Below are 24,025 nucleotides of genomic sequence, written 5' to 3' on the forward strand. Positions count from 1 at the left end.
AATTCGTTGAATAGGCGTACGCTGAAGGACGTAGTTACCAACACTTGTCTCAATCTCATACGATAATATGAAGCGCGAGGGGCAGGACTTCTCCCTCTTGGCACATGGGAAGTGATGATAAACGCCATATGGCATGACACAAGGAGTGACACCATGCCCAGCTTTGACATGATACAGAAACTGCTGGGCCAGATGCTGGGCCAGATCGACAACATCATTCTGATGGCTGATGCGCAGCGCAATATCACCTACATGAATGCCAGCGCAGAGGATGCTTTTGGCTATTCCCTGGAAGAGGTCATCGGGCAGCCCACCCAACGCCTCTACCTGAATGCTGATGAATTCAAGCGCCAGGGTTCGCTTCGCTTCAATGAAAAGGGGGCACTGAATAGCGAAGGCACGGTGATTCGTTATCTGTGCAAGAACGGTGCGAGCTTTTATGGTGAGACCGTTGGCGGCCCCATCAAGGACCCCGACAGTGACAGCGTATTCATGTTCGGGCTCATTCGTGATGTTTCTCGGCGCGTCACTACAGAGCAGACACTTCACAGCCTGCATGCCATCACATCCTCTCGAGATCTGGATTTTGATGACCGTATCGATGCGCTGTTGCATCTGGGATGTGCGCACTTCGGATTGCCGATCGGCATTTTCAGCCGAATTGATGGGGACCAATATGTTGTTCAACGCGCCTGCCATCCCGAAGGATTGTTGACACCCGGCTTGAGCTTTTCGCTCAGTGAGACCTATTGTGATCACGTCTACAAGGCTGACAACGTTCAAGCGTTCCACAACGTGGGCAAGAGCGAAATCCGCCATCACCCCTGCTATGCCAGTTTCAACCTCGAGGCCTATATCGGAGCCCCGGTCATCGTCGATGGTGAGCGCTATGGCACCTTCAACTTCTCAAGTGCCGATACCGTGGCGCCATTCACGCAGCAGGATGTCGAATTGGTGCGGTTGATCGCCCTGTGGGCAGGTCATGAAGTGGCGAGATTCAATGACATAAAGGCGTTGGAAGAGGCACACAAGGCACTCGAGAAGGTCGCGATCACCGACCCTCTGACGGGACTCGCCAACCGGCGTCATGCTCAGAAAGTGCTGGATGAATGTCTGGCCACTCTCGCTCAGAGCACAGGAACCGTCTGTGTGGCATTGCTGGATTTTGATCACTTCAAACAGATCAATGACCAACATGGCCACGATGCAGGTGATCTGGCTCTCCAGCATCTGGCAACCTTGAGTCACGACTTCCTGTTGCCTACTGACACCTTGGCCCGCTGGGGCGGCGAGGAATTCCTGGCCATCCTGCCTGACGCTCTGACAAGTGATGCCGCGACCCGCATCAATCTATTGCGCCAAGCCGTGAAAGACAGTCAGATCGAACACAACGGCCGCATACTCCCCATCTCGCTGAGCATCGGCCTGACGATGGCAACTCCAGAAGATGTATCGTCGCGTGATGAATTGATTGCCCGATCAGACGAAGCCATGTATGCCGCCAAGGAAGCTGGCCGCAACTGCCTCAAGATGCTGTGACAGAACGCGAGATGCGCCACACCGGTCCACTGCGACACCCTCCTCGCACTCAGGTGATGAAAAGGCTAAGGTCAGCGCTACCCTTACCCATTTGTCACCTGAACGTCATGCCCTCACACGACTCACTCGACCACAATTCCCTCACTAACCCGCCTTCCAATACTGTCCAGCATCTGGGTATTTTATTGCTGCCTGGCTTTGCCATGGTGGCACTCTTCTCGATGATTGAACCGCTACGTATTGCTAACCGCCTGCGTGGGTCTCGCCTGTACCAGTGGACACTTTCCAGCCAGGACGGCACTCCCGTTACGGCTTCCAATGGCATGGCACTTCCCGTAGATACGGCGCGAGATGAGCTGCCTGACGTACATAGCCTGATTGTCTGTACAAGCTTCGCCCCCGAGGCTCAGCTTGAAGATGCAACGCTTAGTTGGCTTCAACAGCTATCACATACCGAGTGCCAGATAGGAGGTATTGATACCGGCTGCTTTGTATTGGCGCGCGCAGGGCTCCTGACCGAAAAGACCGTCACCTTGCATTGGGAGAGCCTGCCGGAATTTTCGCAGCGCTTTGACGATGTGGACGCAGTGGAATCTCTCTACGAGATCAGCGAGGACGGCTTCTATTGTGCCGGCGGCAGCGCGGCCATCGATATGAGTCTTGAGTTGATTCGGCGTAAACATGGCCATGCCTTGTATCGCGCAGTGCGCGAACAGCTGATTCATGACCAGGGGCGATTGCCTGCCAGCCGACAGCGGGGGTTCAGTCAGCAGTCTGAAGACTTGGCAGACCCACTTCTGAGGCGCGCCATCATGAGGATGGAAAGTGAGCTTGAAGCCCCTCTGAGCATTCAGGCACTGGCCCAGGAACTGGGCCTTTCCTGGCGTCAGCTGGAACGTCGTTTTCACCATGGGGTGGGATGTACGCCTCAAGCCTTTCAAGCCGAGCGGCGGTTGGTCCATGCGCGCAGCCTGCTGCACGATACCCGCCATAGCATCACTGATATTGCACTAGCGTGCGGCTTTACCTCTCACCCGAGTTTTTCGCGTGCCTTCCGACGTCGATTTGGCATCACTCCATCACAGGCGCGCCGCCAGTCCCCGCGTGTACACCCCTGAGCCATTGAGTGCTGAGCCATTGAATTCCTTGGGAGCGCAAGTCGCCAAGACAAGAAGTGGCTCATATGTCGAATTGAGCACAGTCATGGTCGAATTGGGCACAATAAAGGCTGATCAGAGCTGCCACCATGTGTAGGGAATTTACCTACACGACAGAAAGGAGCTCAGCATGTCACTGCCCAAGACACCTGATTACGATAGCTGGCCGATCGATGAAACTCTGGTGAGCGTGAGCCATGAAGCGCGTCAACTCAGCGTGACCTGGAGTGACGGTCGCGTGAGCCGTTATCACAGTGTCTGGCTGCGTGAGAATGCTGCCGATGACTCCACGATCAATCCGGCGACGCGCGAGAGAATCCTGGACCTTTCCCTGATTCCCGCCTGGCCGGAAATCGCCGAGGCCAGCATTGATGACAAGGGAGCACTGTCGGTGCTGTTCACGCCAGAAGATCGTCGCCTGCGCTTTCATCCGGGGTTCCTGCGCACCAATGATTACGACAATCAGCAGTTGCTGCCATCAGAACTTCCCCCAGTATCTCTCTGGAATGGCGAGCAACTCCAGCAGCCACCCACCATCGATGCCGCAACACTGGCCGGTGCTGAACACGGTAGCAAGGAAGAGGCTGACATCCTGAATCCGACGCTGCATGAGCTGCTCGGCAAGGGATTGGTACGCCTGCGCAATCTACCGGCAGAAGAAGGCGCCATTGAAAAGGTCGCCGAGCGTATCGGTTCGATCCGGTCGACCAACTTCGGGCATCTTTTCAACGTGCGTGCCATCCAGAACCCGGATTCCAACGCCTATACCTCCATCGCGCTGCCGCCGCATGTCGACCTGCCGACACGTGAATATCAGCCGGGCCTGCAGTGCCTGTACTGCATCGAGAACAGCGTGGAAGGCGGCATGGCGGTCATGATGGATGGCTTTGCCATCGCCACCGCCATGAAGGAAGAGCATCCTGAGGCTTACGCGACGCTCACCACGATACATTGGCGCTATGCAAACACCTCGCGCAATACCGACCATGTCTGGTATTCCCCGATGATCGTGCTGGGTCAGGCGGGAGAGTTACTGGAAGTCCGGATCGCTGACTTCCTGCGTGGCCCGATGACGGCCCCCTTCGATCAGACCGAAACTGCCTATGAAGCACTCATGACGCTACAGCGCATGCTGCGTGAACCGCGCTTTGCCATGCGCTTCACTTATACTCCGGGTGACATGGTCATCTTCGACAATCGCCGCCTGCTGCACGCCCGCGATGCCTTCGAAGGCGACAGCGGCAGCCGCTGGCTGCAGGGCTGCTACCTGGAACGTGACGAGGTGCGCTCACGCTATCGCATGCTCAAGCGTGCCGAGCGCGCGGAGCGGGTCGAGGCCTCTTCACCGGCCTGATTCATCCTGTCTGGCATGACGTAGAAGACTGAAGCCCCTCAGGCCCATGACGGTCAGAGGGGCTTTTCATTACTGGCACTTCTTTCCTGACGTTGCATCACCAGTTCATTCATCAGCGGAGACTTTGCAGACAATGCCACCCTGGATGGGCCCACACATGTCCTAAAGGCAATACTGTGCAGCGCCGCCTGCTCAAGGTAGCCTTGCACGCCTGCCAGGCAGGTCATGCATCATGTCGACTGTCTTGCCTGAGCCCCCCATTCCCTCTCTTTATTGGCTATCTGCACAGGATGCCCGCCTAGCGCCCATGGAGGGCCGTAAGTCTGAAGCCAATTAAGAAAATCTTTAGTTATGCATGCTTTCAATTTTTGCCTTCTCTTCATCTGTTCTCTCTTTTCTGAAATTTTCAGCCTTAAGTTTAAGAAATGCATCCGGATTTATTTTACAGTGATAATGATGGTGTTCTTTAAGCTGCTTTTCTTTCTCGTTCTCGATATCTTGAGGAGATCTATGCTTCACGCCCCACAGTTCAAGACCTTTTCTTGCTGCCATATACAAGCTATAGCCAAAAGCCATCGAAGATACGATAGGATTCGACCACCCTAAATATGCAATCAGTGATGGAATTACACAAAGCCATAAAACCAAAACTATGCGCGCTGCTTTTACTTCTAACGCCTTTTGACCAAGCTCTTCGTTAATCTGGGCACTTGTTTTGCAAGGTAAGTTTGAATATATTTCAGCCAGATTATCTTTAGACAGGTTAACGTTTGGCTTATGATCTTCTGGATAGTCTCCCCAACTATGATAGACTCCGTCTTTTGTCGGGTATCCTAACAAGTAGTTTTCACCAGTTAAACCCTTGATTCCCAGATCAACATCTGTCAGATTCTTTACTAATACCATAACAGGCACTGGGTATCTTTTAATCCAACACTTCAATTCCATTTCAGCGATATTTTTAGCATCTTCGACTAATTCGGATTTGTATATATGAGTTTTTAGCACAGCAAATTCTTCACCGGTAAAAACCGGAGAATAACTTACATAGTAACCTTCTCTTTTTTCTTCTATATCATTGTACCGCACCCAATCTTTAATCATGGAAAAATTACCTCAATGAATTCAGTATAAATTAATCAAACACATCTGACATTGGAAAAACATCCATCATATTTAACTACGTTATAGCGGTGCACACCACACTAAATATAAGTTACTAAGATCAGCACAGAAAATAGACGATCAGGAATTCTAAGGACCTTTAGCTCCCACTTGCTTATGATAGCAGCCCAAAAGCTATTAGACAGTTCCATAGCCGCCTTAAATAATATCACCTTAGAACACTAGTATCTCTACACGCAGAAAGAATACCCTTAGTTTTGATCCTTGGCTGTTATTTCATCTACTCTGACATCATATTAGACAACAACTGCCACACTTTAACCTATAAAATAATGATCATCCTTTATTAACATGGGTGTTAATCTAAACCAACGGTAAACTCACACTATTAGCATGGAATTTAGCTCAATTATAGCAATCTTAGAAACTTACCTTGAAGAAAAACCTCTGAAACCAATCCCAAAAGCAAATTTAAAAGCGGTACTCTGATGTAGGTTGCACTCTGTGCAGCGCCGCCTGCTCACGGTAGCCTTGCACGCCTATCAGGCAGGTCATGCATCATGTCGTCTGCCTGAGACCCTATCCATCTTTATTGGCTATCTGCACAGGATGCCCGTAATGCCCGCCAATCCCGCCGATATTCCCTACCTCGCAAGCCTGCTTGATGGTCTCGCGCAGCATTTCCCGCTCTCGCTGCCCATCGTCTTCGCGTTGATCCTGCTGGCTGCTGCCACCTCCGCGCTGTCTGCGGCTGTCGGGGTCGGCGGTGGCACTCTGCTGATCATGTTCATGGCGCAGTTGATGCCTGCCACCGCCTTGATTCCGGTGCATGGCATGGTGCAGCTTGGGTCCAACGGCGGGCGTATGGCGATGACATGGCGCCATATCGACATGCGCCGTCTGTTGGCCTTTCTGCCCGGTGTGGCGCTGGGTGCGCTGGTCGCGGCCTGGGTGTTGATCCGCTTGCCTGAGGGGGTGCTGGAGCTTTCCATTGCGCTGTTCGTGCTGTTCACCTGCTGGGGGCCGGCACTGCCCAAGCGGGCTCTGAGCCGCACAGGCACCTTGATCGCCGGTGCCATCACGACTTTCCTTTCGAGTCTGATCGGGGCCAGCGGCCCACTGGTCGCGAGCTTCATCAAGCAAGGCGGCGGCGAGCGTCACACCAAGGTGGCGACCTTCGCGGCCTGCATGGTCGCGCAGCATCTGACCAAGGCGTTCATCTTCGGCATGGCAGGGTTTCTCTTCCATGAGTGGTTGCCCCTAATCGTGCTGATGATCGGTGCGGGCCTGATCGGTACCCGCCTCGGACTGCGTTTTCTGGATCGTGTCTCCAACCGGCACTTCGATGGCCTGTTCAAATGGGCGCTGTCATTGCTGGCACTCAGGCTTGCCTGGCTGGGTAGCGTCTCTCTGATCAGTCATTGATACGCCACCAGGCGGAGCTTGGGGTGCGACATTATTGCGGGGGACACCACAGTGCTGGCTGAGGTAACGTGCCCCTTCTGCAAGTGCATACCTCTGGTCAGAGGGTGTGAAGGCGCTTGGCCAGCGCACGCACCTACTTCAGCCCCTGATCCTCATATCCGCCTGGGCAGTGCCTCTCTGTCACGGTCGCCTTGCGTGCCTGTCAGGCGGCAAATGCGTCAAGCCGTCTGGCTGAGCCCCATTCCCGCCATTGGCTATCTGCACAGGATGCCAGTCAGTCCCGGCGAGATATCTCTCCTCGCCAGCCTGCTCGACGACCTCGCCCAGTATTTCCGCTCTCGCTGCCGCTAAGACTGGTAGAGCGACAAACACCGGTCGCACCAAGCTCAAGTTGAAAATCTACAAAAACCCAAATACCGGAGAGGTCATTTAGACACGCGATGGCAACCAAAAGACTCTGAAAGCGTGGAAAGAAGAGTATGGTGCCGAGACTATGGAATATTGGCTCGTGAAACCGAGGACTAAATCATTCCACTGCCCGCAGGAGGGATGGTAGGCGGGGCCGCTTGCGGCCAGAAGCGGACGTTGATGCTTATCTAATGGTTTATTCCATGCTCAGCAGTAAAGTTTGAATCACGGGAAATATTAATTCTATCTGAGCACTTTTTCGAGTATTAGAGGGTATAAATCGCATGCTGGATTTTTACGCGAAAAGCATCTTGCTATTGTACGGCCATCTATTTATGCCGCGCCCGGCCACAAGCGGAAGGAATACTCAATTTACTATCCGAAATTAGTTGACCACTGCAATGCTTTTAGCTTACGTGTCCAACATATCCCATTCATCACCTAGTACCCAACGCAGAGCTGATAACTTCCCGTTGAGCATCCCCCACTCAAAGTCACTCCACGGGCCTGTATCTTCATACTTTCCTTGAATGCGTTCAGCTGATTTAATAGCGCCTTGAAGAACATCCTCATGAATTATATCTGAGCCATAGCGCTTAGTTCCCTTAGGTACGATTTCAACTCTACCATTGTCGATGAGCCATATACGGTTTTGATGACGATTATACCAGACCTTATCGACCAACTCATCCATAGAGTCCAATATTTCTCTCAATCCTCTGGTTTCTTCTGAAAAGTCATGCTCGAACTCGACTTCGGCAAGCAAGTCAGAATCGAAGTAGTCAATAGCGGAGACTAGACTATTAAAATAGCAAGAGTTCGAATATGCAAATATCTCGTCAAAATCCGAATGGGGTTTACGATGATCTTTCGAGGAAAAGTCGTTATGATTATGGGTAACAAAAATGCAAGTATCATAGCCGCTATTCAAGCTACACATAAACTCGAAAAACTGTTCAATGATGACGGCGTCTGCAACAGAGTTTTTGCTTATATGAAACGGCGCTCTTTTTTCTAGTCCACGATGGACTGCAGCAATTTTTGAACGCTCACTAACTGCAGTTACCACCGCCGACTCGATCAGCCTTTCAACTCTTCGAATAGTTGAATAATTCGCTTCGGTTAAAAGAGGTAGCCTTGCATTGATATCATTTAGAACGCTTATCGTTGCCGCTTGCTTTTCACCAGCAAACTCATTTACCACAGCCTTGACCTGCTTGAACTCTTGGGACAAGCGTTGTGTAGTTTTCTTCGCCACACTATCCTTATTTCGCTCATACTCCTCAACAACCAGGTCAGCCAAAACTAATTTTACGCTATTCGAACTCAATAGCATCTCTAGTGCAGATACAAGAGGGAGATCACTTCTTTTCGTAGAAATATCCAGCAAAACACACGTATCGAGAAAAATATAATTCATACAACTCTCATTTCGGTTATCTATTATCACTAAATTTAGCACCAGTTAACGATATAACATAGCGGCATTTAAAGAATGCCTGCTTTTGTAGTAGTAAAAAGCAACGAGTCAAACGTCTGTTGCAACGACTTCTTTAGGTTTGTGGTTGCACAAGGATCAAGCTATTAGTATCGACTCCATCAGCCACGAACAGCTCAGGAATATTTTCTTCCTGAATTCCTTCAAGTTGAAGTGCTACTTTTGCTTGTTCAAAGGCCTCGTGAACGGTTTTTCCAAACCCAATTGCTGAATAGAGCTGAGCGGCGAATACGCGAGCGGCCTCATCTCCGACAGAATCACTCATGCCTATTACCGCTTTGACATGATTTGCCACTTCCTCAGCCTGAGAATGGGAATAGCACGCGTTGAATACCACAAGCTCAATCCCTGAAGCCATCACCTTGAAAAGTTCAACAATGGATTGAAGTGAAACTAATTTAGTACTCCCAGAGTCATCTTGAAGAACGAGTTCTCCTTGATCAGAACCATGACCACTGAAATGCACAACTGTTGGTTTATGCTCGTTGAGTGCCTGCAGCAGGTCATGCGGACGTGTGGCCCAAATTGCCTTTAGCTCAACCGCATTTCGGTACTCTGACTCCCGGATTTTTCTGGTGATAGCTCGAATTTCCTCATCCAGCTTTAGCTGTGTTTGATCCTTTGGGTTCGATGCAATAAATAGAACGTTAATTTTCTCTGGTAAGTCTTCAAATTTCACAATAATTGGTGTTGACGACAACTGGTTGTGAATTTGCGACTGACGTTCAAGCTCCCTTGTGACCTGCTTCGAGTGACGAATCTGTTTGTCTTGCCGTCTTTTTTCATCCTGTGCGCTATGTCGCTGTGCCTGTTTTTCGGCCCTATCCACCTCGCTGAGTTTTCTCAAAATTTCCGAAGTCTTGTTAGCGACTTTGGTCTGAAAATCAGCTGCCTTCTTCTCATATGCACTCAATTGCTTTTGCTTTAACTCAATCTGACGCTGTTTAGAAGACAGCATGCTCAACGACGTATTCTTATTGATCGAGCGTGATACTTGTGTAATCTCAGTTTGTTTTTTTCGTGCACTTTCCCGTTCTCGGCTCAGCGACTTTTCGAGGTTAGCCTTCTCTTTTTCCAGCTGAGCTATGCGATTCCGCAGAGTTTCAATAGACATGATAATAACCTAACACTTTTATTATGTGGTATGCTTGATATCTCACTTGATAGCACAAGTGTACTCAATAATATTATGCTACGTAATCGCAGCATATCTCATGCTGTTAGAAGATATAGAATTAAGTACAAATCAACAGTATTCCTGCCTTTCATAGCGCATGCAGCCTTTGCCGGCATGTCCGCTTTGGGTCGCCAGCTTCCAAAACTACTCCATCAACATAATCTAAATTTCGGCGTCCGGCCATCAGCGGACACTCAGCTGGCTTTGTTGCCTGCTCGGCCCATCATGCCTTGTCAGCATTCCTCACCATCAAAAGCGCCCCGCTCAGGCATCAGGCTGAGCGGGGCGTTGCTTGTCATGCATCAACTACAGATAAGAGAGATCAGAACGGATACTGGCGAGGCTCGACCTGCAGACTGACCCATTGGTCGGTGGTGAATTCCTCCAGCACCCAGTCGCCATTGAAGCGCCCGAGGCCTGAATTCTTCTCGCCACCGAAGGGCGCGCGTGGATCATCATTCACCGGCATGTCATTGACGTGCACCATGCCCGCCTCGACCTGACGCGCGAAGCGCTCGCCGCGTGCGATATCCGCGGTGAAGACGGAGGCTGAGAGACCATATTCGGTGCCATTGGCAAGTTCCAGCGCATGCGCTTCATCACGGGCTTTCTGGATGCCGACCACCGGGCCGAAGATCTCGTTCTGCGCCAGACTCATGTCATTGGTGACATCGGTGAACACATGCGGCGGCACCAGCTGACCCTGCGCCTCGCCCTCAAGCATCACCTTGGCGCCCTCGCCCTTGGCGGTCTCGATCATCTCGAGCAGACCATCACGCTGCTTGGCATTGATGATCGGCCCGATGACGGTATCGTCCTGTGCGGGGTTGCCGACCTTCAGCTCACGGGCACGCGCCACGAAGCGATCGACGAAGGCGTCATGGACCGACGCATCGACGATGATGCGGTTGATGGCCATGCAGATCTGCCCCTGATGCAGGAACTTGCCGACCAGAGCGGCGTCCACCGCCTGCTCGATGTTCGCATCGTCAAGCACCACGAAGGGGCTATTGCCGCCCAGCTCCAGGGCAACCTGCTTGAGATGATCACCACCAACGGCGCGCCTGCCGATACCCTTGCCCACCTGGGTGGAACCGGTAAAGGAGATCAGCCGCGGCACTTCGTGATCCACGAAGGCATCGCCGATCTCGCTGCCGGCACCGACCACCACGCTCAAGACGCCGGCAGGCAGACCCGCCTCCTCGAAGAGCCTGGCCAGCAGCAGGCCGCCGGTCAGCGGAGTATCACTGGCCGGCTTGATGACGACGCTGTTGCCAAGTGCCAGTGCCGGCGCCAGGGAACGCTGGGTCAGATGCAGCGGGAAATTCCACGGGCTGATGATGCCGATGACACCCAACGGCTTGCGGAAGACACGGCTCTCCTTGCCCGGCACCTGAGCCTCCATCACCATCCCGGCCACGCGATTGGCCATCGCGGCGGACTCCAGCGTGATCGCACGGGCCGCCGCCAGTTCCGCCTGAGCCTTGAGGCGGGTACTGCCCGACTCACGCACCAGCCAGCCGAGCAACTCCTCGCGTCGCTCGTCCATCAGCTCCACCACCTTGTGCATCACGCCAGCGCGCTCGCTTGCCGGTGTCAGAGCCCAGTCAGGCTGGACATCACGCGCCCTGCGATAGCTGGCATCGAGATCCTCGGCATTGGCCATGGGAATCGAGAGCAGCGAGCTCTGATCGAAGGGGTCCACCACCTCAAGCGTCCTGCCGGCTCGGCCGTTACGCCATTCTCCGGCGAGGGGTAGCTGCTCGAGGTTCTGATAGTCGCGGGACATGAGTCACTCCGTGTCATGAGTATGATCAGGACATGGCGGTGCCGGAGCAAAACCCAACCGTTGCATCACAGCTGTGCCAGAATGGCACCTGCAACTGACCAGACCGTCCTTAACCGAGTGGAATGAGAGTCACTGGATGAGCCCCGAAGACCTGCAGAAACTGACGACCCGCCAGATGCCCTATGGCAAGTACGCCGGACGCTTGATTGCCGACCTGCCCGGCGACTACTTGGGCTGGTTTGCGCGCAAGGGATTTCCGCAAGGCGAGATAGGTCGCTTGCTGGCGCTGATGCACGAGATAGATCACAACGGATTGAATGCCCTGCTGGAGCCGCTGCGACGTCGCTGACGTGCAAAAGCTGACGGTCACGACAGGCGGCCGCTGGCCTCCAGTTGATCGAACATGTCGTGCAGCGTCGTCTCGAGGGGCCGGTAGACCAGTCCCAGCTGCTCACGGCTGCGAGTGTTGTCGAACACGAAGGCATGCCCCACGTTGCGTGAGACGATCTTGCGGGTCACCGCCCTGTTGGCCAGCGGGCCCGCCAGCCACACCAGCCATTTGGGCAACTGGCGAGTGGGAATCGCATATTGCGGGCCGGCGTGATGACTCAACAGGCGCCCCAGCGCAATGAAGCTTGAGGAGTGCCCGGCGACCAGATGACGCCCAGTAGCCGTGGGCAAAAATCCCGCGGCCAGATGCGCCTCGGCGACATCACGCACATCCACCACGCCCATGCCGTAATCCGGCGCGCCTATCCTGAGCGTGCCGTCACAGAGCTGCGTCATCAGGCCGAAGGATTCGCCGTGCGTGTCATCGCTGATCGCGGGGCCAAGCACCAGCGAGGGGTTGATCACCACCAGCCGCCAGCGCGACTGCCGCTCGGCGATCTGCCAGGCGGCCTGTTCCGCCAGCGTCTTGGAGTGGGAGTAGGCCTGGTGTGTCAGCGACGCCGTGGTATTCCAGACACTCTCGTCGAAACAGCCACGCGGGGTGTCCAGCGCATCGGCATTGTCACTGTATATGGCAGCACAACTGCTGGTCAGCACCACGCGTTCGACACTGCTCTGACGATTGGCCTCCTGGAGCACGTTGCGAGTGCCCTCCACTGCTGGCCGCACCAGATCGCGCTCGGGATCCTCGACACTGACCACGAAGGGCGAGGCGGTGTGAAAGACCACGCGACATCCCGCCATCGCCTCGGCGTAAGAGCCTTGCTCGAGCAGATCACTGGCGAAGACGCGCAGCTTGCCCGGCAAGCTGTCTTCCAGTGCCTTCAGTGCCGCCAGACGCTTGTGATCACTCGGATCCCGCACGGCGGCATGGACTGTCAGCCCTTCTTCGAGCAATCGTCGCACTAGTTGACCCGCGACATAGCCGGTCGCCCCTGTGACCAGTACCGGCGCTGCGCGATCATTGTCAGAGAGAGATATCATGGAACTCCGTGAAGTATCGGTTTACATGTACCCATACTTGCATAAATACGTATATCAAGACTCGCATCAAGAAAAAGCCCCGGCGAAGGCCGGGGCTTGAAAGACGAATCACGTGACCACTGATGGACAGCAACGCTACGTCAATGTCAGGCAGACAACTTGACGAACCATGTCCACAGCCCGCCCAGAATCAGCGATTCCGCGGCAAAGCGGAACAGATGACGCATGTCGAGACCATCCAGCATCAGGCCCATCAGACGCGCGGTCATGATGCCGGCGATACCCGCCACCGCGAGCGTCAAGAGTATCGGCAGCCAGCCAAGACCAATCGGCGGATACATCAACAGATACCCCACCGCGATCAGCCAGCCCCAGCGAATGCGTCGTGCAATCGCGGCATGGCGTTCCTTGGGAACCTGGAGTGGGGTATCGCCTGGCCCCTTGAACCGGTTCACAAGCTCCGGCACCGCTGTCAGCAACACGCCAACGGTCAGCACCAACCCACCTATCACCTGCAACACCATTTCCATCGCGCCATTTCCTTTGTCGTGTAGCCAATGGCGCACATGCTACCAACACTGTCGGGCAAATGCCTGATTTACGCGGCTAGCGTACGTGCATGGCGTGCAGATGGGCGTGAGGATCCCGGCTCACACTCCCCTATCTCATCACCAACCACCGTTTGACAGCCTGCGGGTCTTCGAGGAAGCAAGCACTTGGAGATACAAGGCCAGCACATGGCATTCCAGGGCTCTTACTCCAGGACCCGCACTCTCATTTCAAGCCCTGCTGGATCAGAGGCCGGTACTGAAGCGGATGCGGATGCTGGAGAAGTTGGCACATCAGAACTGAACGCTTCAGCCCTGAGCTTGAAAGCCTTGCTCCTGAAGGGCCTGCACTTGAAAGATCCCTACTTGAACGCTTTCCACTTGAAAACATCACGATAGTGACTATCATGTCGATATATCCCGACATATGGACATGAATATCAATACCGTACCCACCGCAGTCGACCCGCAGGCCACGCTGGATACCTTCGCGGCGCTATCCCAGGCCACGCGCCTGGACACGTTTCGCCTCCTGGTACGCCATGAGCCAGAGGGACTGCCGGCCGGCGAGATCGCCCGTCGTCTCGAGGTCCCCCACAACACGCTCTCGACGCATCTGGGTGTATTGAGCCGCGCCGGACTGATCCACTCCCAGCGCGAAGGCCGTTCACTGATCTACCGCGCCAACCTCGAGCACATGCTCGCCACCGTGCAGTTTCTGGTACGCGACTGCTGCGCTGGCTCCTCGGTGGTCTGCGACCCACTACTGGCCTCGCTCACCGTGCCCGACTGCAGCGTCTCTCCCACCCCCTGTGCTTCTCAGGAGCCTGACAACGATGACTGATTCCGCCCGTTCTTCCGGCAAGATCACGATGTATCACAATCCGGCCTGCGGTACGTCACGCAATGTGCTGGCCATGCTCAAGGCCTCCGGCGAGACACCAGAGGTGATCGAGTATCTGGTCACCCCCCCGATGCGCGAGACGCTGGAAGCATTGATCGACGCCATGGGCGGAGGACCGCGCCCGCTGCTGCGCCGCAAGGGCACGCCTTTTGAGGAGCTCGAACTGGATGATCCCGCCTTGAGCGATGCCGAGCTGATCGACGCCATGATGGCCCACCCGATCCTGATCAACCGCCCCATCGTGGTGACGCCCGAAGCCACCCGCCTGTGTCGCCCATCTGAAGCAGTACTGGCGTTGCTGGACAATCCGGTCGCGCAATACACCAAGGAAGACGGCGACGTCGTCCATGCTCCCAAGGCTTGAGCAATGAATTCATACACCCCTGAGCACATGAGCGACACGATGACAGAAGAGATGAAAGCGGCGCTGGCCGACCTGCCCAATATCGACGCCGAGCACTGGCGACCGCTGGAGATCGAGCGCCTGGTCGGGCCGGATGCACCGCGTCATGCACCGCGCATACTGGTGCTGTACGGCTCCCTGCGTGAGCGTTCCTTCTCGCGCTTTGCCGCCGAGGAAGCGGCGCGCCTGCTGCACGCATTCGGCGCCGAGGTGCGCCTTTACTCGCCGGCCGGCCTGCCATTGCCGGATGACTGCGAGGCCGATCATCCCAAGGTGCAGGAGCTGCGCGAGCTGGCTCAGTGGTCCGAGGGCATGCTGTGGGCGAGCCCGGAGCGCCACGGTGCAATGACCTCGGTGATGAAGGCTCAGATCGATTGGATTCCGCTCTCGCTCGGCGGTGTACGCCCGACCCAAGGCAAGACCCTGGCCGTCATGCAAGTCAGCGGTGGTAGCCAAAGCTTCAACAGTGTCAACCAGATGCGCATTCTGGGTCGCTGGATGCGCATGCTGACCATCCCCAACCAGTCATCCGTGCCCAAGGCCTTCAATGAATTCGATGAGACGGGCCGCATGCGCCTGTCGCCGCTCTATCTGCGCATCGTCGATGTCTGTGAAGAGCTGATGAAGTTCACCTGGATGAACCGCGACCGCAGCGCCTATCTGACCGAGCGCTATTCGGAGCGGGTCGAGAGCGCCGAAGACGTCTCGAAACGCGTCAATCAATCCGCGATCTGATGCCCTCGAGTTCTTCCTCCACTCTCGACAAGGAAACGTCATGCTTGCCCTGACAATCTTCGCCATCACGCTGGCACTGGTGATCTGGCAGCCACGTGGGCTGGGGATCGGCACCAGCGCCCTGGGCGGCGCCGTGGTCGCGCTGGCCTGCGGCGTGGTCAATCTGCCGGATGTACTGGTGGTGTGGGATATCGTGTGGGACGCCACCTTCACCTTCGTGGCGCTGATCATCATCTCGCTGATCCTCGATGAGGCGGGCTTCTTCAGCTGGGCGGCACTGCATGTCGCGCGTTGGGGCGGCGGCAATGGACGCAAGCTGTTCCCGCTGATCGTGCTACTGGGTGCGGTGATCGCAGCCTTCTTCGCCAATGATGGCGCGGCCCTGCTGCTCACGCCGATCGTGATCGCGATTCTGGTGCGTCTGGAGTTCAGCGCTGCCACATCGCTAGCCTTCATCATCGCCACCGGGTTCGTGGCCGACTCCACCAGCCTGCCGCTGGTGATCTCGAATCTGGTCAACATCGTCAGTGCCAACTATTTCGATATCTCCTTCACGCATTACGCCGCCGTGATGGTGCCGGTCGATCTTATCGCGCTGGCCGCCACGCTGATCGTGCTGTGGCTGATGTTCCGCAAGGAGTTGCCCTCGCACTATACGCTTGAGAAGCTCGAGGCACCGTCGAGCGCCATCAAGGACCCCCAGGTGTTCCGCGCGGCCTTTCCGCTGCTGGGCGTGCTGTTGATCGCCTACTTCGTCACTGCCCCGCTGGGCGTACCATTGTGCGTCGTCACGGGCAGCGCTGCCTTGACACTGCTGGCCATTGCCGGGCGCTGGCTGGGCTCGGGCGACGCAGTCATAGCCCTCGGACCAGTACTGCGCGGGGCACCGTGGCAGATCGTACTGTTCTCAGTGGGCATGTATCTGGTGGTCTACGGGCTGGGCAATGCCGGCCTGACCGACCACGCCAGCGACATTCTTGCCTGGCTTGCGAGTCAAGGCAGCCTGATCGCCACTCTCGGCACCGGTGTACTGGCGGCTATCACCGCCTCGGTGATGAACAACATGCCTGCCACGCTGATCGGCGCACTCGCCATTGATCACCTGAGTGCACAGCAGGTCAGTGACACGACGCGGGAGCTGATGGTCTACGCCAACGTGATCGGCAATGATCTGGGCCCCAAGTTCACCCCGATCGGCAGTCTCGCCACGCTGCTGTGGCTGCATGTGCTCGATCAGAAAGGCCACCACATCAGCTGGGGGCAGTACATGAAGGTCGGCCTGATACTGACACCGCCGGTGCTGCTGGCGGCGCTACTGGGATTATGGGGCTGGTTGGGGATACTCAACGGCTGACGGTCTCGCCAGTTCGCGTCGCAGATCACGACACAGGTTACGACCTGATGCCTTGCTGAATAAAAGCCCTGCCGAGTCTCTCGGTGGGGCTTTCTCGTCTCTTTCGACGATGGCTCAAGTGCGATGTCAGTGGCTAGCGGCTTAGGGTGATGACGCCTCTATCCACCTCCTCGCCCTCGGCCGCGATCTGCTCACGCATCCAGTCACAGAACTGCTGCACGTGCTGAGCTGGCTGCGCGTGATGGAACAGCCAATAGGCGCGCTGTTGATTGGCGGCCATGTCGAACAGGCACTCAAGGGTGCCGTCTTCCAGCTCCTTGCGAATCAAGCGCGGCGGGCAGAGAGCAACGCCTTGGCCCGCAACCACCGCGGCACTCAGCAGACTGAAGTCCTGATAGAGATCGCCCTTGTCGAGCTGAGAGGGATACAGGCTGCAGTTGTTGAACCAGTCATGCCACGGCTGACGCGATTGATCATGGATCAGCTCGAGCTTGAGCAGGTCTGCCGGCTGGGTCGGGCGGCGGTGATATTCCAGGTACAGCGGGCTGGCCACCGGTTGGGTGGCCCCGGAAAACAACCGGAATCCCTGCGCATCCTTGCCTGGCAGCTCGTCCTGCCAGGTGATCATCACATCAACCTCCGGCAGCAAGCCACGGGCACTGATACCCGCGTATTGCAGACTGACCGCGATATCGGGGCAGCATTCGCGAAAGCTGTTGAGCCTTGGAATCAACCAGCGCACCGCCACCGATGGCAGGCAGCTGACGCGCAACTGTCGACGCCGCTGCCCATGCGGTTGATGACCGTCGAATTCCGCGACTGACTGTTCGATCTTGGCAAAGCCGACCTGCAGGCCATCCGCCAGTCTGCGCCCGGCCTCTGACAACATCACGCCGCGCCCGACACGCTCAAGCAGACTGACGTCCAACGCGGCCTCCAGGCGGCGTATCTGATGGCTGACGGCCGACTGGGTGATGTTCAGCGCATCGGCCGCGGCAGTAATGCTGCCCAGTCGTGAGACGACCTCGAAGGTATTCAATGAAGACAGGCTGGGCCGCATGATATCGTCCTTTCAATACATGATATGAAATCATCTATCGGATCAGTATTTATCAGTTATTAGAAATTCTACTCATGGGTAAGGTAGATGTCACTGGCGTCGGCCGTACAGTCTCTCTGCTGGCATGACCGACGACCGCCAACAAGAACAAGACGCTCCTGCGTCATCATGAGGCCATATTGGATGAACCTACCTGTCCTGCTGTCATTCGGACTCTATCTGCTGCTGATGCTGGGCATCGGCATCTACTTCTATCGCATCACCCACAACCTGTCGGATTACATCCTCGGTGGCCGCGGCTTGCCGCCCAGCGTCGCGGCCTTGAGTGCCGGCGCGTCAGATCTCAGTGGTTGGGCGTTGATGGGCCTGCCGGGCGCCATCTTCAGTGGCGGCCTCTCGCAGGCCTGGATCGCAGTCTGGACACTGGTTGGCGTCTATCTGAACTGGACATTGGTTGCCGAGCGACTCCGTGTCTTCACTGAGGCGGCGGGCAATGCGCTGACCGTTCCGGATTATCTGGAAGCACGCTTCGAGGACCGCTCTCGTGTACTGCGCACCCTGTCATCCGTCGTCATGCTGGTGTTCTTCACCTTCTACGTCTCAGCCGGACTGGTCGGTGGCGCGGTACTGTTCGAGGGCATTTTCGAGATCGATTATCGCGTCGCGCTGTGGTTGGGTGCCCTGGTCATCGTCGGCTATACCTTCCTCGGCGGTTTTCTCGCCGCCTCGTGGACCGACCTCATTCAGGGCCTGATGATGGCAGCCTCACTTTGTGCCGTGGCAGCCATGACGGCAGTGGCGCTGTTCAGTGATCCCGCTGCGGCGCCAGCCGCGACGATGGATGTCGCCCCGATCGGCGGCATGCTGGAAGACGTGACTTTGCTGGGCATGCTGTCACTGGCAGGCTGGGCGATTGGCTACTGTGGCCAACCCCATGTCGTGGTGCGCTTCATGGCCGTTCGCAAGCGCGAGGACATCAGGGTAGCTCGTCGGATTGCCCTGCTGTGGTCCGCCGTGACGATGGCGGCTGCCGTGTCGGTCGGCGTACTGGGCTACTACTGGTTCGGCGGCGAGCTGGGCGATGGGCTCAAGGACAGTGAGCGTGTCTTCATCACCCTCAGCCAGATCATGCTCAACCCATGGGTGGCAGGCTTCATTCTCGCCGGCGTGCTGGCGGCCATCATGAGCACCGTCGATTCCCAATTGCTGGTCTGCTCCAGTGCGATTGCCGAGGATATCTATCGTGGTCTGATCCGCCCCAAGGCCTCACAGAAAGAACTGGTGTGGCTGAGTCGTGCCAGCGTGATCGCCATCGCCCTGTTGGCGACCGTGATGGGTACCGACCGCGACAGCAGCATTCTCGACCTGGTGTCCTATGCCTGGGGCGGATTCGGCGCCGCCTTCGGCCCTGTCATCCTGCTGTCGCTGTTCTGGCGTGGCATGACGCGCAACGGGGCTATCGCTGGCCTGCTGGTGGGGGCACTCACCGTCGCGATCTGGAAGCCGCTGAGCGGTGGCCCACTGGAGATCTTCGACATGTTCGAGGTCGTGCCCGGCTTCCTGTTCGCCCTGATGGCGGTGATCATCGTCAGTCGCATGAGTACTCAGCCGACGGCCAGCGCCTGCTTTGATCGCCTGATGAAGCATTGGCACCGTGAGGAGGCATGAGCAAGTCCATGAGTGACACGCCCATCTCCCACGGTCTGCCAAGCGACCGCATGAATCACCATACCGCCCCTGTTTCATTTCACGAGGAGTCTTGCCATGAGTAATGTTTCTGCCGCCTATCAAGCGACCAAGGGCTCGATCCTGGATGTCGATCATGACTTCTATGACGGGCTGACCGATGGCCAGGCTCGGCGCACACTGGTGGCGACCCATTCGGTTCCCATGCGCGATGGTCTGGCCTGGGAAGTGCCGGCGGGCCATGTGTTCCGTATCAAGATTACCGAGGGTTCACAGGTCGGTGATTTCAACATGTGGAATCTACACAATCCGCGCGAACGCATGTGGGCTTCCCGGACTCGCCAGCTGCAGCGCGCGCATGTCAGCACCTATGACCGCCTGTGGTCGACGCTACCTTACCTGCGTCCCATGGCGACCATTATCGACGACACCCTGGCAAATTACGGCGTCGACGAGGACGGCGGCCGCGTGCATGACCTGCTGGGCACTCGCTGCGACCCTTACGTCAATCGTCTGCTGACCGGCGAGGATTTCGATCATCACTGCCACTCCAATCTGGTGCGAGCAGTCGCTCCCTGGGGCCTGACTGAATTTGATATCCACGACGTGCTCAACATCTTTCAGTGCACTGGCCTGAATAGCGAAGACAAGTACTTCATGAAGGCCTGCCCTGCGCGCAAGGGCGACTACTTGGAATTCTTCGCCGAGACGGATCTCCTGTGTGCCATGTCCTGCTGTCCGGGCGGTGATCTGTCGGTGGACCTGTGGGGCCCTGAAGCACGCGATCCGCTGGACACCTGCCACCCGCTGGGCGTGGAGATCTACCGCTTGGAAGACAATGCGCTGGATGGTTGGGAATCGCCCAAGGTGGCGCCATATGCCGGTAATCACGGCCGCCAGAACCCGACGACTGACTGGGCAGCCATCAAGCGCGAGCGCTGTAGCTGAACCCTGCTAGTTATCCCCTGCTAGTTGTCCCCTACTAGTCGCCCCCAGCTAGTTGCCTCCAGCTCTATCGGGGCGATGAGGTATGAGCGTGAACTGAAATGAAGTGAGTGAAGCACGACGACAATACGACAAGGCCCCAACCTGGATATTCAGGTTGGGGCCTTGTCGTTTGATCACTGCACTGGAGGATTCAGGATGAGGTACTTGCCATTGCGGCACGCCCCATGGGCCCTGAACCTTCCATCAGTCTGGCGTCAGGAAGATGGGGTATCGAGGGTGATGTCCATCAATCGACCGTGCTCTTGCAGCAAGGACGTCCAGTAGGGTGCCAGTCTATTGATCAGTTTGGGATCAAACTGCTTGCCTGCCTGCGCCACGAACAACGCCACCAATTTATCCAGCGGCCAGCCCGGCTTGTAAGCGCGGGGAGACGCAAGCGCATCGAAGACATCCATCAGCCCCGCGATACGACAATGCAGCGGCAACAGCCGCGATGGCAACCCTACGGGATATCCCGAGCCATTCCAGCATTCATGATGAGATACCGCCAACGAGCATGCCAACGCCTTGAGTGGACCACGCAAGGATTGCAGCATTCTCCCCCCTTCAGCAGCATGCTTCTGCACCAGCGTACGTTCCTCCACTTGCAATGAGCGCGGGGCCTGCAACAAGTCACTTGGTACCGTCACCTTGCCGATATCATGCAGCAATGCAGCGCTGTAGAGATCATCCAGTGGCACCTTGCGCTGCCCCTCCTCCAACAAGCGCCTATACAGATAAACGCAAAGACCGGCGACCCGCCAAGAGTGCGCCAACGTATCGGGATCATGCCGATAGATGGCCATCACCAGGGTCAGCACCGCCGGTTCCAACGGCTTCAAGCCCGGTGGAGAAGACTTGATGTAATCAGGTAATCGATCATCAAACGAGTTCGTCGGGGAACTGGACTGAACGGCAACTGCCCTTGCCGCGCCATCCCCTGATACAGGCATCAGAGACATGGACAATATGGGGTTCATTGAAGCTCCCTGCTTCATAGAATGCGGGCGTAAAAGCCCTTTATTGACACTACGACGACTGAACAGTTGATGATGGCCAACGCGGGATCGTGCAGCGTTGGCACATAGGATGAGACGTAACCGCACATCACTCAATCAGCCAGCAGTAATGTACTAGTCTAGAGACATTCTTGATGCATTGTTAGACATCAGAAAAGCCATCTGCTCATGAACCGGCTATTTAATAAAAAAGTACTAAATAACCGATTACCTATACCTCTCGTTATACCCCACTTTTTTCATCTCGCTTGCGACATGGCCTTCAAAAGAGATGGTATTACCAGCCGACACTGGCAGACAGTGTCACTTCCATCGGATCACCCACCAACACACGGGTATCGCCGCCACTGCCGTAGTAATAAGCAGTATCAAAGAGGTTCTTGGCGTTGAGCTTGAACTCGGTATCTGGACCAAAGAAATCATGGCGCCACCCCACGAAGGCATCCGCGACGGTATAGGCATCCATCGAGAAGCTGTTGTCATCATTGCCTTCGCGCTCACCGACATAACGGACTCCACCACCGATACGCCACTCGCCATAGTGCGGATCAATCGCCAAGTCATGTGCCAGATAGAGGCTCGCGGCATTGAGCGCTGCATTCGGCAGGCGATTGCCTTCGGTGCCCTCGGTATCCTCGATGACTTCAGTGTCGGTATAGGCGTAGCTGAACAACAACGTGGTCCGGTCACTCAAGGCACCTTCCAGGCTGAACTCCAGCCCTTGAGATCCCGCCTCGCCGATGGTTCGCGTGACACCATTGTCCGAGACGGCGACGTTTTCCTTGCGCAGCTGATAAAGCGCGACCGACGTCGCCAGACGCGGATTCCACTGGCGCTTGTAGCCGACCTCATATCCCTTGCCGCGCTCAGGATCCAGACCTTCTCCGCTGTCGCTATCCGTACCATTGGGCACGAAAGACTCGCTGTAACTGACGTAGGCCGAACTTGCATCATCGATGCGGTAGAGCAGGCTGACGGAGGGCAGGAAGAGGCTATCGCTATAGTCCGGATCAGAGACGAAGGCTTCGCCCTCTCCACTCTGCTGCTCGAACCAGGTGTAGCGGCCACCCAGGCCGAGAATCCACTGATCATTCAGGTACCAGCGATCATTGACGTAGAGACCGATCGCCTGGGTTTCGTCGAGACGATTGCTGCGCGAGGTATTGATGTCATCGGAGGTCACTTGCGAGAGCTGGCCGTGTGTCACGCTGGTAACGGTCGAGGTTGTGACCGAATCTCCGAAATAGCGCTCGGCCAGATAGTCACGTGTCGTTTCGTAATCCCCGCCGATCACCAGTTCATGGCGCTGGCCGGCAATCTCGACATTGCCCAGAGCATCCAACGCCGTGTAATGCTCGCTGCGATCATAGCCCTGATTTTCTTCAGCGCGCACGGTGACATCCCCCGTATCGCTGACATTGGTGACGTTGGCACGCGCATCGCTGTATTGCCGACGCGTCCAGCCATAGGTCAGTTTGAGATCCCAGTCGTCGGCGACCTTCTGCTTCCACCAGGCATTCAGGGTTTCATCATGACCGTAGACACGGTTCCAGGATTCATCGAAACGCGTGCTACGTGTGACATCCGCAGCCTCACCGTTGTAGAAGACGGTGCCACGATCCAGATCCAGCTCGTAATCCTGATACTCATAAGTGATCTGAGCACTGCTGTTCTCACCCTCCCAGCGCAGCGAGGGTGCGAGGGTGGTGCGGCGATCATTGCCAAACTCACGCCAGGAATCTTCGTCTTCATGCGAGAGAATGAAACGATAGGCAAGGCCCGTATCCCCCAGTGCGCCGGTGGTATCCAGCGTCGTGTTTGTGCCACCGAAAGAGCTGACCTCCCCACTCACCTCGGTATGCGTCTCGTACTGTGGGCGCTTGCTGACCAGATTGATCACGCCGCCGGGGTCCTGTTGGCCCTGAAAGAGCGAGGCGGGGCCCTTGAGGACTTCGACCCGATCGATGGTGGCCGTGGTATAGGTGCGCCTTGGTTGGCGAATGCCGTCAATGAGCATCGAGCCATCACTGTTGCTACCAAAGCCCCGCTTGACGAAGCCATCCTCGGTGCCGCCTAGCGTGTTACCCAACTGAATGCCGGCGACAGGCTGCAATGCTTCTTCCAGATCATCCAGGTTGAAGTCATGAATGACTTGCTGGGTCACGACGTTGATGGTGCGCGCCTGCTCCAGAAAACTGACGGACTGCTTGCTGGCAAGACTCGAGGCGTCTGCGCGATAGCTGCCCGGCACCACATCTGATTCACGCTCCCCTGTCACCACGATTACCGAGCTCACGACATCTGAGCCGTTCGCCACCCCCTCCTCTTCCGCCATTGCGGCTGACGGCAGTGCCATGAGGCTGAAGATCAAGCAGGAAAAATGCCCCTTGTACGTGTTTGCTTCGCTATCCCGAAAATGACTT

20 protein-coding genes and 1 pseudogene are annotated in these 24,025 nt (G+C 56.2%); 12 read left to right on the plus strand and 9 right to left on the minus strand.

Annotated elements, in window-relative coordinates; all coding sequences use genetic code 11:
* Positions 1 to 153 precede the first annotated feature (153 nt).
* From CFN46_RS08960 to CFN46_RS08970, 3 genes are all read left to right on the plus strand, one after another.
* The gene (locus tag CFN46_RS08960; RefSeq protein WP_176426443.1) at positions 154 to 1,539 is read left to right on the plus strand and encodes a diguanylate cyclase; all 1,386 of its coding nucleotides are present in this window, start codon (positions 154 to 156) and stop codon (positions 1,537 to 1,539) included.
* 107 nt (positions 1,540 to 1,646) lie between these two features.
* Positions 1,647 to 2,657, plus strand: coding sequence for a GlxA family transcriptional regulator (locus CFN46_RS08965; protein ID WP_246116522.1), 1,011 nt, complete (start codon positions 1,647 to 1,649; stop codon positions 2,655 to 2,657).
* A 169-nt stretch (positions 2,658 to 2,826) separates the two neighbouring features.
* Entirely contained in the window at positions 2,827 to 4,050 is a 1,224-nt protein-coding gene (locus tag CFN46_RS08970; protein ID WP_088743301.1) for a TauD/TfdA family dioxygenase, read from the plus strand.
* 345 nt (positions 4,051 to 4,395) lie between these two features.
* On the opposite strand, the gene CFN46_RS08975 is transcribed toward CFN46_RS08970, so the two are convergent.
* Positions 4,396 to 5,154 (minus strand): hypothetical protein, encoded by a 759-nt coding sequence (locus CFN46_RS08975; protein WP_088743302.1) that lies wholly within the window; start codon positions 5,152 to 5,154, stop codon positions 4,396 to 4,398.
* A 639-nt stretch (positions 5,155 to 5,793) separates the two neighbouring features.
* On the opposite strand from CFN46_RS08975, the gene CFN46_RS08980 reads away from it, so the two are divergent.
* Both CFN46_RS08980 and CFN46_RS17810 read left to right on the plus strand, forming a co-directional pair.
* Entirely contained in the window at positions 5,794 to 6,600 is an 807-nt protein-coding gene (locus CFN46_RS08980; RefSeq protein ID WP_088743303.1) for a sulfite exporter TauE/SafE family protein, read from the plus strand.
* A gap of 376 nt (positions 6,601 to 6,976) precedes the next feature.
* Positions 6,977 to 7,156 (plus strand): annotated as a pseudogene (locus CFN46_RS17810) (hypothetical protein); the annotation flags it as partial.
* Positions 7,157 to 7,420: 264 nt separating this feature from the next.
* Here CFN46_RS17810 and CFN46_RS08990 read toward each other — a convergent pair.
* The 3 genes from CFN46_RS08990 to CFN46_RS09000 all read right to left on the minus strand — a co-directional run bounded on the left by CFN46_RS08990 (position 7,421) and on the right by CFN46_RS09000 (position 11,472).
* Positions 7,421 to 8,428, minus strand: coding sequence for a PIN domain-containing protein (locus CFN46_RS08990; protein WP_088743304.1), 1,008 nt, complete (start codon positions 8,426 to 8,428; stop codon positions 7,421 to 7,423).
* A gap of 133 nt (positions 8,429 to 8,561) precedes the next feature.
* The gene (locus CFN46_RS08995) at positions 8,562 to 9,620 is read right to left on the minus strand and encodes a CHAT domain-containing protein (protein WP_088743305.1); all 1,059 of its coding nucleotides are present in this window, start codon (positions 9,618 to 9,620) and stop codon (positions 8,562 to 8,564) included.
* A gap of 385 nt (positions 9,621 to 10,005) precedes the next feature.
* Positions 10,006 to 11,472 (minus strand): aldehyde dehydrogenase family protein, encoded by a 1,467-nt coding sequence (locus CFN46_RS09000; protein ID WP_088743306.1) that lies wholly within the window; start codon positions 11,470 to 11,472, stop codon positions 10,006 to 10,008.
* A gap of 136 nt (positions 11,473 to 11,608) precedes the next feature.
* Here CFN46_RS09000 and CFN46_RS09005 point away from each other — a divergent pair, with 136 nt between their 5' ends.
* A complete protein-coding gene (locus CFN46_RS09005; RefSeq protein ID WP_052384432.1) occupies positions 11,609 to 11,821 on the plus strand; it encodes a DUF3820 family protein in 213 nt (70 codons plus the stop codon).
* 17 nt (positions 11,822 to 11,838) lie between these two features.
* Here the strand turns inward: CFN46_RS09005 and CFN46_RS09010 are convergent, their stop codons facing one another.
* Both CFN46_RS09010 and CFN46_RS09015 read right to left on the minus strand, forming a co-directional pair.
* Positions 11,839 to 12,906 carry an NAD-dependent epimerase/dehydratase family protein gene (locus CFN46_RS09010; protein WP_088743307.1) on the minus strand — a complete coding sequence of 356 codons (1,068 nt, stop codon included), beginning with the start codon at positions 12,904 to 12,906 and terminating at the stop codon, positions 11,839 to 11,841.
* 146 nt (positions 12,907 to 13,052) lie between these two features.
* A complete protein-coding gene (locus tag CFN46_RS09015; RefSeq protein WP_088743308.1) occupies positions 13,053 to 13,436 on the minus strand; it encodes a hypothetical protein in 384 nt (127 codons plus the stop codon).
* 451 nt (positions 13,437 to 13,887) lie between these two features.
* Between CFN46_RS09015 and CFN46_RS09020 the strand changes: the two genes are divergently transcribed.
* The 4 genes from CFN46_RS09020 to CFN46_RS09035 are packed head-to-tail and all read left to right on the plus strand — an operon-like array spanning position 13,888 to position 16,850.
* Positions 13,888 to 14,298: a helix-turn-helix transcriptional regulator gene (locus CFN46_RS09020; RefSeq protein ID WP_088743495.1), complete on the plus strand. Its 411-nt coding sequence runs from the start codon at positions 13,888 to 13,890 to the stop codon at positions 14,296 to 14,298.
* Positions 14,291 to 14,722 carry an arsenate reductase (glutaredoxin) gene (gene arsC, locus CFN46_RS09025; protein ID WP_088743309.1) on the plus strand — a complete coding sequence of 144 codons (432 nt, stop codon included), beginning with the start codon at positions 14,291 to 14,293 and terminating at the stop codon, positions 14,720 to 14,722. The genes CFN46_RS09020 and arsC overlap by 8 nt, the downstream gene beginning before the upstream one ends.
* Positions 14,723 to 14,761: 39 nt before the next feature.
* Positions 14,762 to 15,496, plus strand: a complete 735-nt coding sequence (arsH, locus tag CFN46_RS09030) for an arsenical resistance protein ArsH (protein ID WP_088743310.1) — start codon at positions 14,762 to 14,764, stop codon at positions 15,494 to 15,496.
* Positions 15,497 to 15,536: 40 nt separating this feature from the next.
* The gene (locus CFN46_RS09035) at positions 15,537 to 16,850 is read left to right on the plus strand and encodes an arsenic transporter (protein ID WP_088743311.1); all 1,314 of its coding nucleotides are present in this window, start codon (positions 15,537 to 15,539) and stop codon (positions 16,848 to 16,850) included.
* 133 nt (positions 16,851 to 16,983) lie between these two features.
* On the opposite strand, the gene CFN46_RS09040 is transcribed toward CFN46_RS09035, so the two are convergent.
* Positions 16,984 to 17,910, minus strand: coding sequence for a LysR substrate-binding domain-containing protein (locus tag CFN46_RS09040; protein WP_088743312.1), 927 nt, complete (start codon positions 17,908 to 17,910; stop codon positions 16,984 to 16,986).
* Positions 17,911 to 18,093: 183 nt separating this feature from the next.
* Here CFN46_RS09040 and putP point away from each other — a divergent pair, with 183 nt between their 5' ends.
* Positions 18,094 to 19,578 (plus strand): sodium/proline symporter PutP, encoded by a 1,485-nt coding sequence (gene putP, locus CFN46_RS09045; RefSeq protein WP_088743313.1) that lies wholly within the window; start codon positions 18,094 to 18,096, stop codon positions 19,576 to 19,578.
* A 96-nt stretch (positions 19,579 to 19,674) separates the two neighbouring features.
* On the plus strand, positions 19,675 to 20,544 hold the full coding sequence (locus tag CFN46_RS09050) for a DUF1989 domain-containing protein (protein ID WP_088743314.1): 870 nt from the start codon (positions 19,675 to 19,677) through the stop codon (positions 20,542 to 20,544).
* Positions 20,545 to 20,798: 254 nt separating this feature from the next.
* Here the strand turns inward: CFN46_RS09050 and CFN46_RS09055 are convergent, their stop codons facing one another.
* Positions 20,799 to 21,563 carry an HD-GYP domain-containing protein gene (locus CFN46_RS09055; RefSeq protein ID WP_176426444.1) on the minus strand — a complete coding sequence of 255 codons (765 nt, stop codon included), beginning with the start codon at positions 21,561 to 21,563 and terminating at the stop codon, positions 20,799 to 20,801.
* 316 nt (positions 21,564 to 21,879) lie between these two features.
* Positions 21,880 to 23,958, minus strand: coding sequence for a TonB-dependent siderophore receptor (locus CFN46_RS09060; RefSeq protein ID WP_088743496.1), 2,079 nt, complete (start codon positions 23,956 to 23,958; stop codon positions 21,880 to 21,882).
* Positions 23,959 to 24,025 lie beyond the last annotated feature (67 nt).

The sequence above is a fragment of the Cobetia sp. QF-1 genome (assembly GCF_002213105.1).
Lineage (GTDB): Bacteria > Pseudomonadota > Gammaproteobacteria > Pseudomonadales > Halomonadaceae > Cobetia > Cobetia crustatorum.

What these genes read in the sequence shown, in the direction of transcription:
- CFN46_RS08990 (WP_088743304.1), bottom strand. Translation starts at nt 8,428, where the DNA reads ATGAATTATATTTTTCTCGATACGTGTGTTTTGCTGGATATTTCTACG.
- CFN46_RS09040 (WP_088743312.1), bottom strand. Translation starts at nt 17,910, where the DNA reads ATGCGGCCCAGCCTGTCTTCATTGAATACCTTCGAGGTCGTCTCACGA.
- CFN46_RS08975 (WP_088743302.1), bottom strand. Translation starts at nt 5,154, where the DNA reads ATGATTAAAGATTGGGTGCGGTACAATGATATAGAAGAAAAAAGAGAA.
- arsH (WP_088743310.1), top strand. Translation starts at nt 14,762, where the DNA reads ATGACAGAAGAGATGAAAGCGGCGCTGGCCGACCTGCCCAATATCGAC.
- CFN46_RS08995 (WP_088743305.1), bottom strand. Translation starts at nt 9,620, where the DNA reads ATGTCTATTGAAACTCTGCGGAATCGCATAGCTCAGCTGGAAAAAGAG.
- CFN46_RS09010 (WP_088743307.1), bottom strand. Translation starts at nt 12,906, where the DNA reads ATGATATCTCTCTCTGACAATGATCGCGCAGCGCCGGTACTGGTCACA.
- CFN46_RS09060 (WP_088743496.1), bottom strand. Translation starts at nt 23,958, where the DNA reads ATGGCACTGCCGTCAGCCGCAATGGCGGAAGAGGAGGGGGTGGCGAAC.
- CFN46_RS08965 (WP_246116522.1), top strand. Translation starts at nt 1,647, where the DNA reads ATGCCCTCACACGACTCACTCGACCACAATTCCCTCACTAACCCGCCT.
- CFN46_RS09005 (WP_052384432.1), top strand. Translation starts at nt 11,609, where the DNA reads ATGAGCCCCGAAGACCTGCAGAAACTGACGACCCGCCAGATGCCCTAT.
- CFN46_RS09015 (WP_088743308.1), bottom strand. Translation starts at nt 13,436, where the DNA reads ATGGAAATGGTGTTGCAGGTGATAGGTGGGTTGGTGCTGACCGTTGGC.
- putP (WP_088743313.1), top strand. Translation starts at nt 18,094, where the DNA reads ATGAACCTACCTGTCCTGCTGTCATTCGGACTCTATCTGCTGCTGATG.
- CFN46_RS09035 (WP_088743311.1), top strand. Translation starts at nt 15,537, where the DNA reads ATGCTTGCCCTGACAATCTTCGCCATCACGCTGGCACTGGTGATCTGG.
- CFN46_RS08980 (WP_088743303.1), top strand. Translation starts at nt 5,794, where the DNA reads ATGCCCGCCAATCCCGCCGATATTCCCTACCTCGCAAGCCTGCTTGAT.
- arsC (WP_088743309.1), top strand. Translation starts at nt 14,291, where the DNA reads ATGACTGATTCCGCCCGTTCTTCCGGCAAGATCACGATGTATCACAAT.
- CFN46_RS08970 (WP_088743301.1), top strand. Translation starts at nt 2,827, where the DNA reads ATGTCACTGCCCAAGACACCTGATTACGATAGCTGGCCGATCGATGAA.
- CFN46_RS09055 (WP_176426444.1), bottom strand. Translation starts at nt 21,563, where the DNA reads ATGAACCCCATATTGTCCATGTCTCTGATGCCTGTATCAGGGGATGGC.
- CFN46_RS09000 (WP_088743306.1), bottom strand. Translation starts at nt 11,472, where the DNA reads ATGTCCCGCGACTATCAGAACCTCGAGCAGCTACCCCTCGCCGGAGAA.
- CFN46_RS08960 (WP_176426443.1), top strand. Translation starts at nt 154, where the DNA reads ATGCCCAGCTTTGACATGATACAGAAACTGCTGGGCCAGATGCTGGGC.
- CFN46_RS09050 (WP_088743314.1), top strand. Translation starts at nt 19,675, where the DNA reads ATGAGTAATGTTTCTGCCGCCTATCAAGCGACCAAGGGCTCGATCCTG.
- CFN46_RS09020 (WP_088743495.1), top strand. Translation starts at nt 13,888, where the DNA reads ATGAATATCAATACCGTACCCACCGCAGTCGACCCGCAGGCCACGCTG.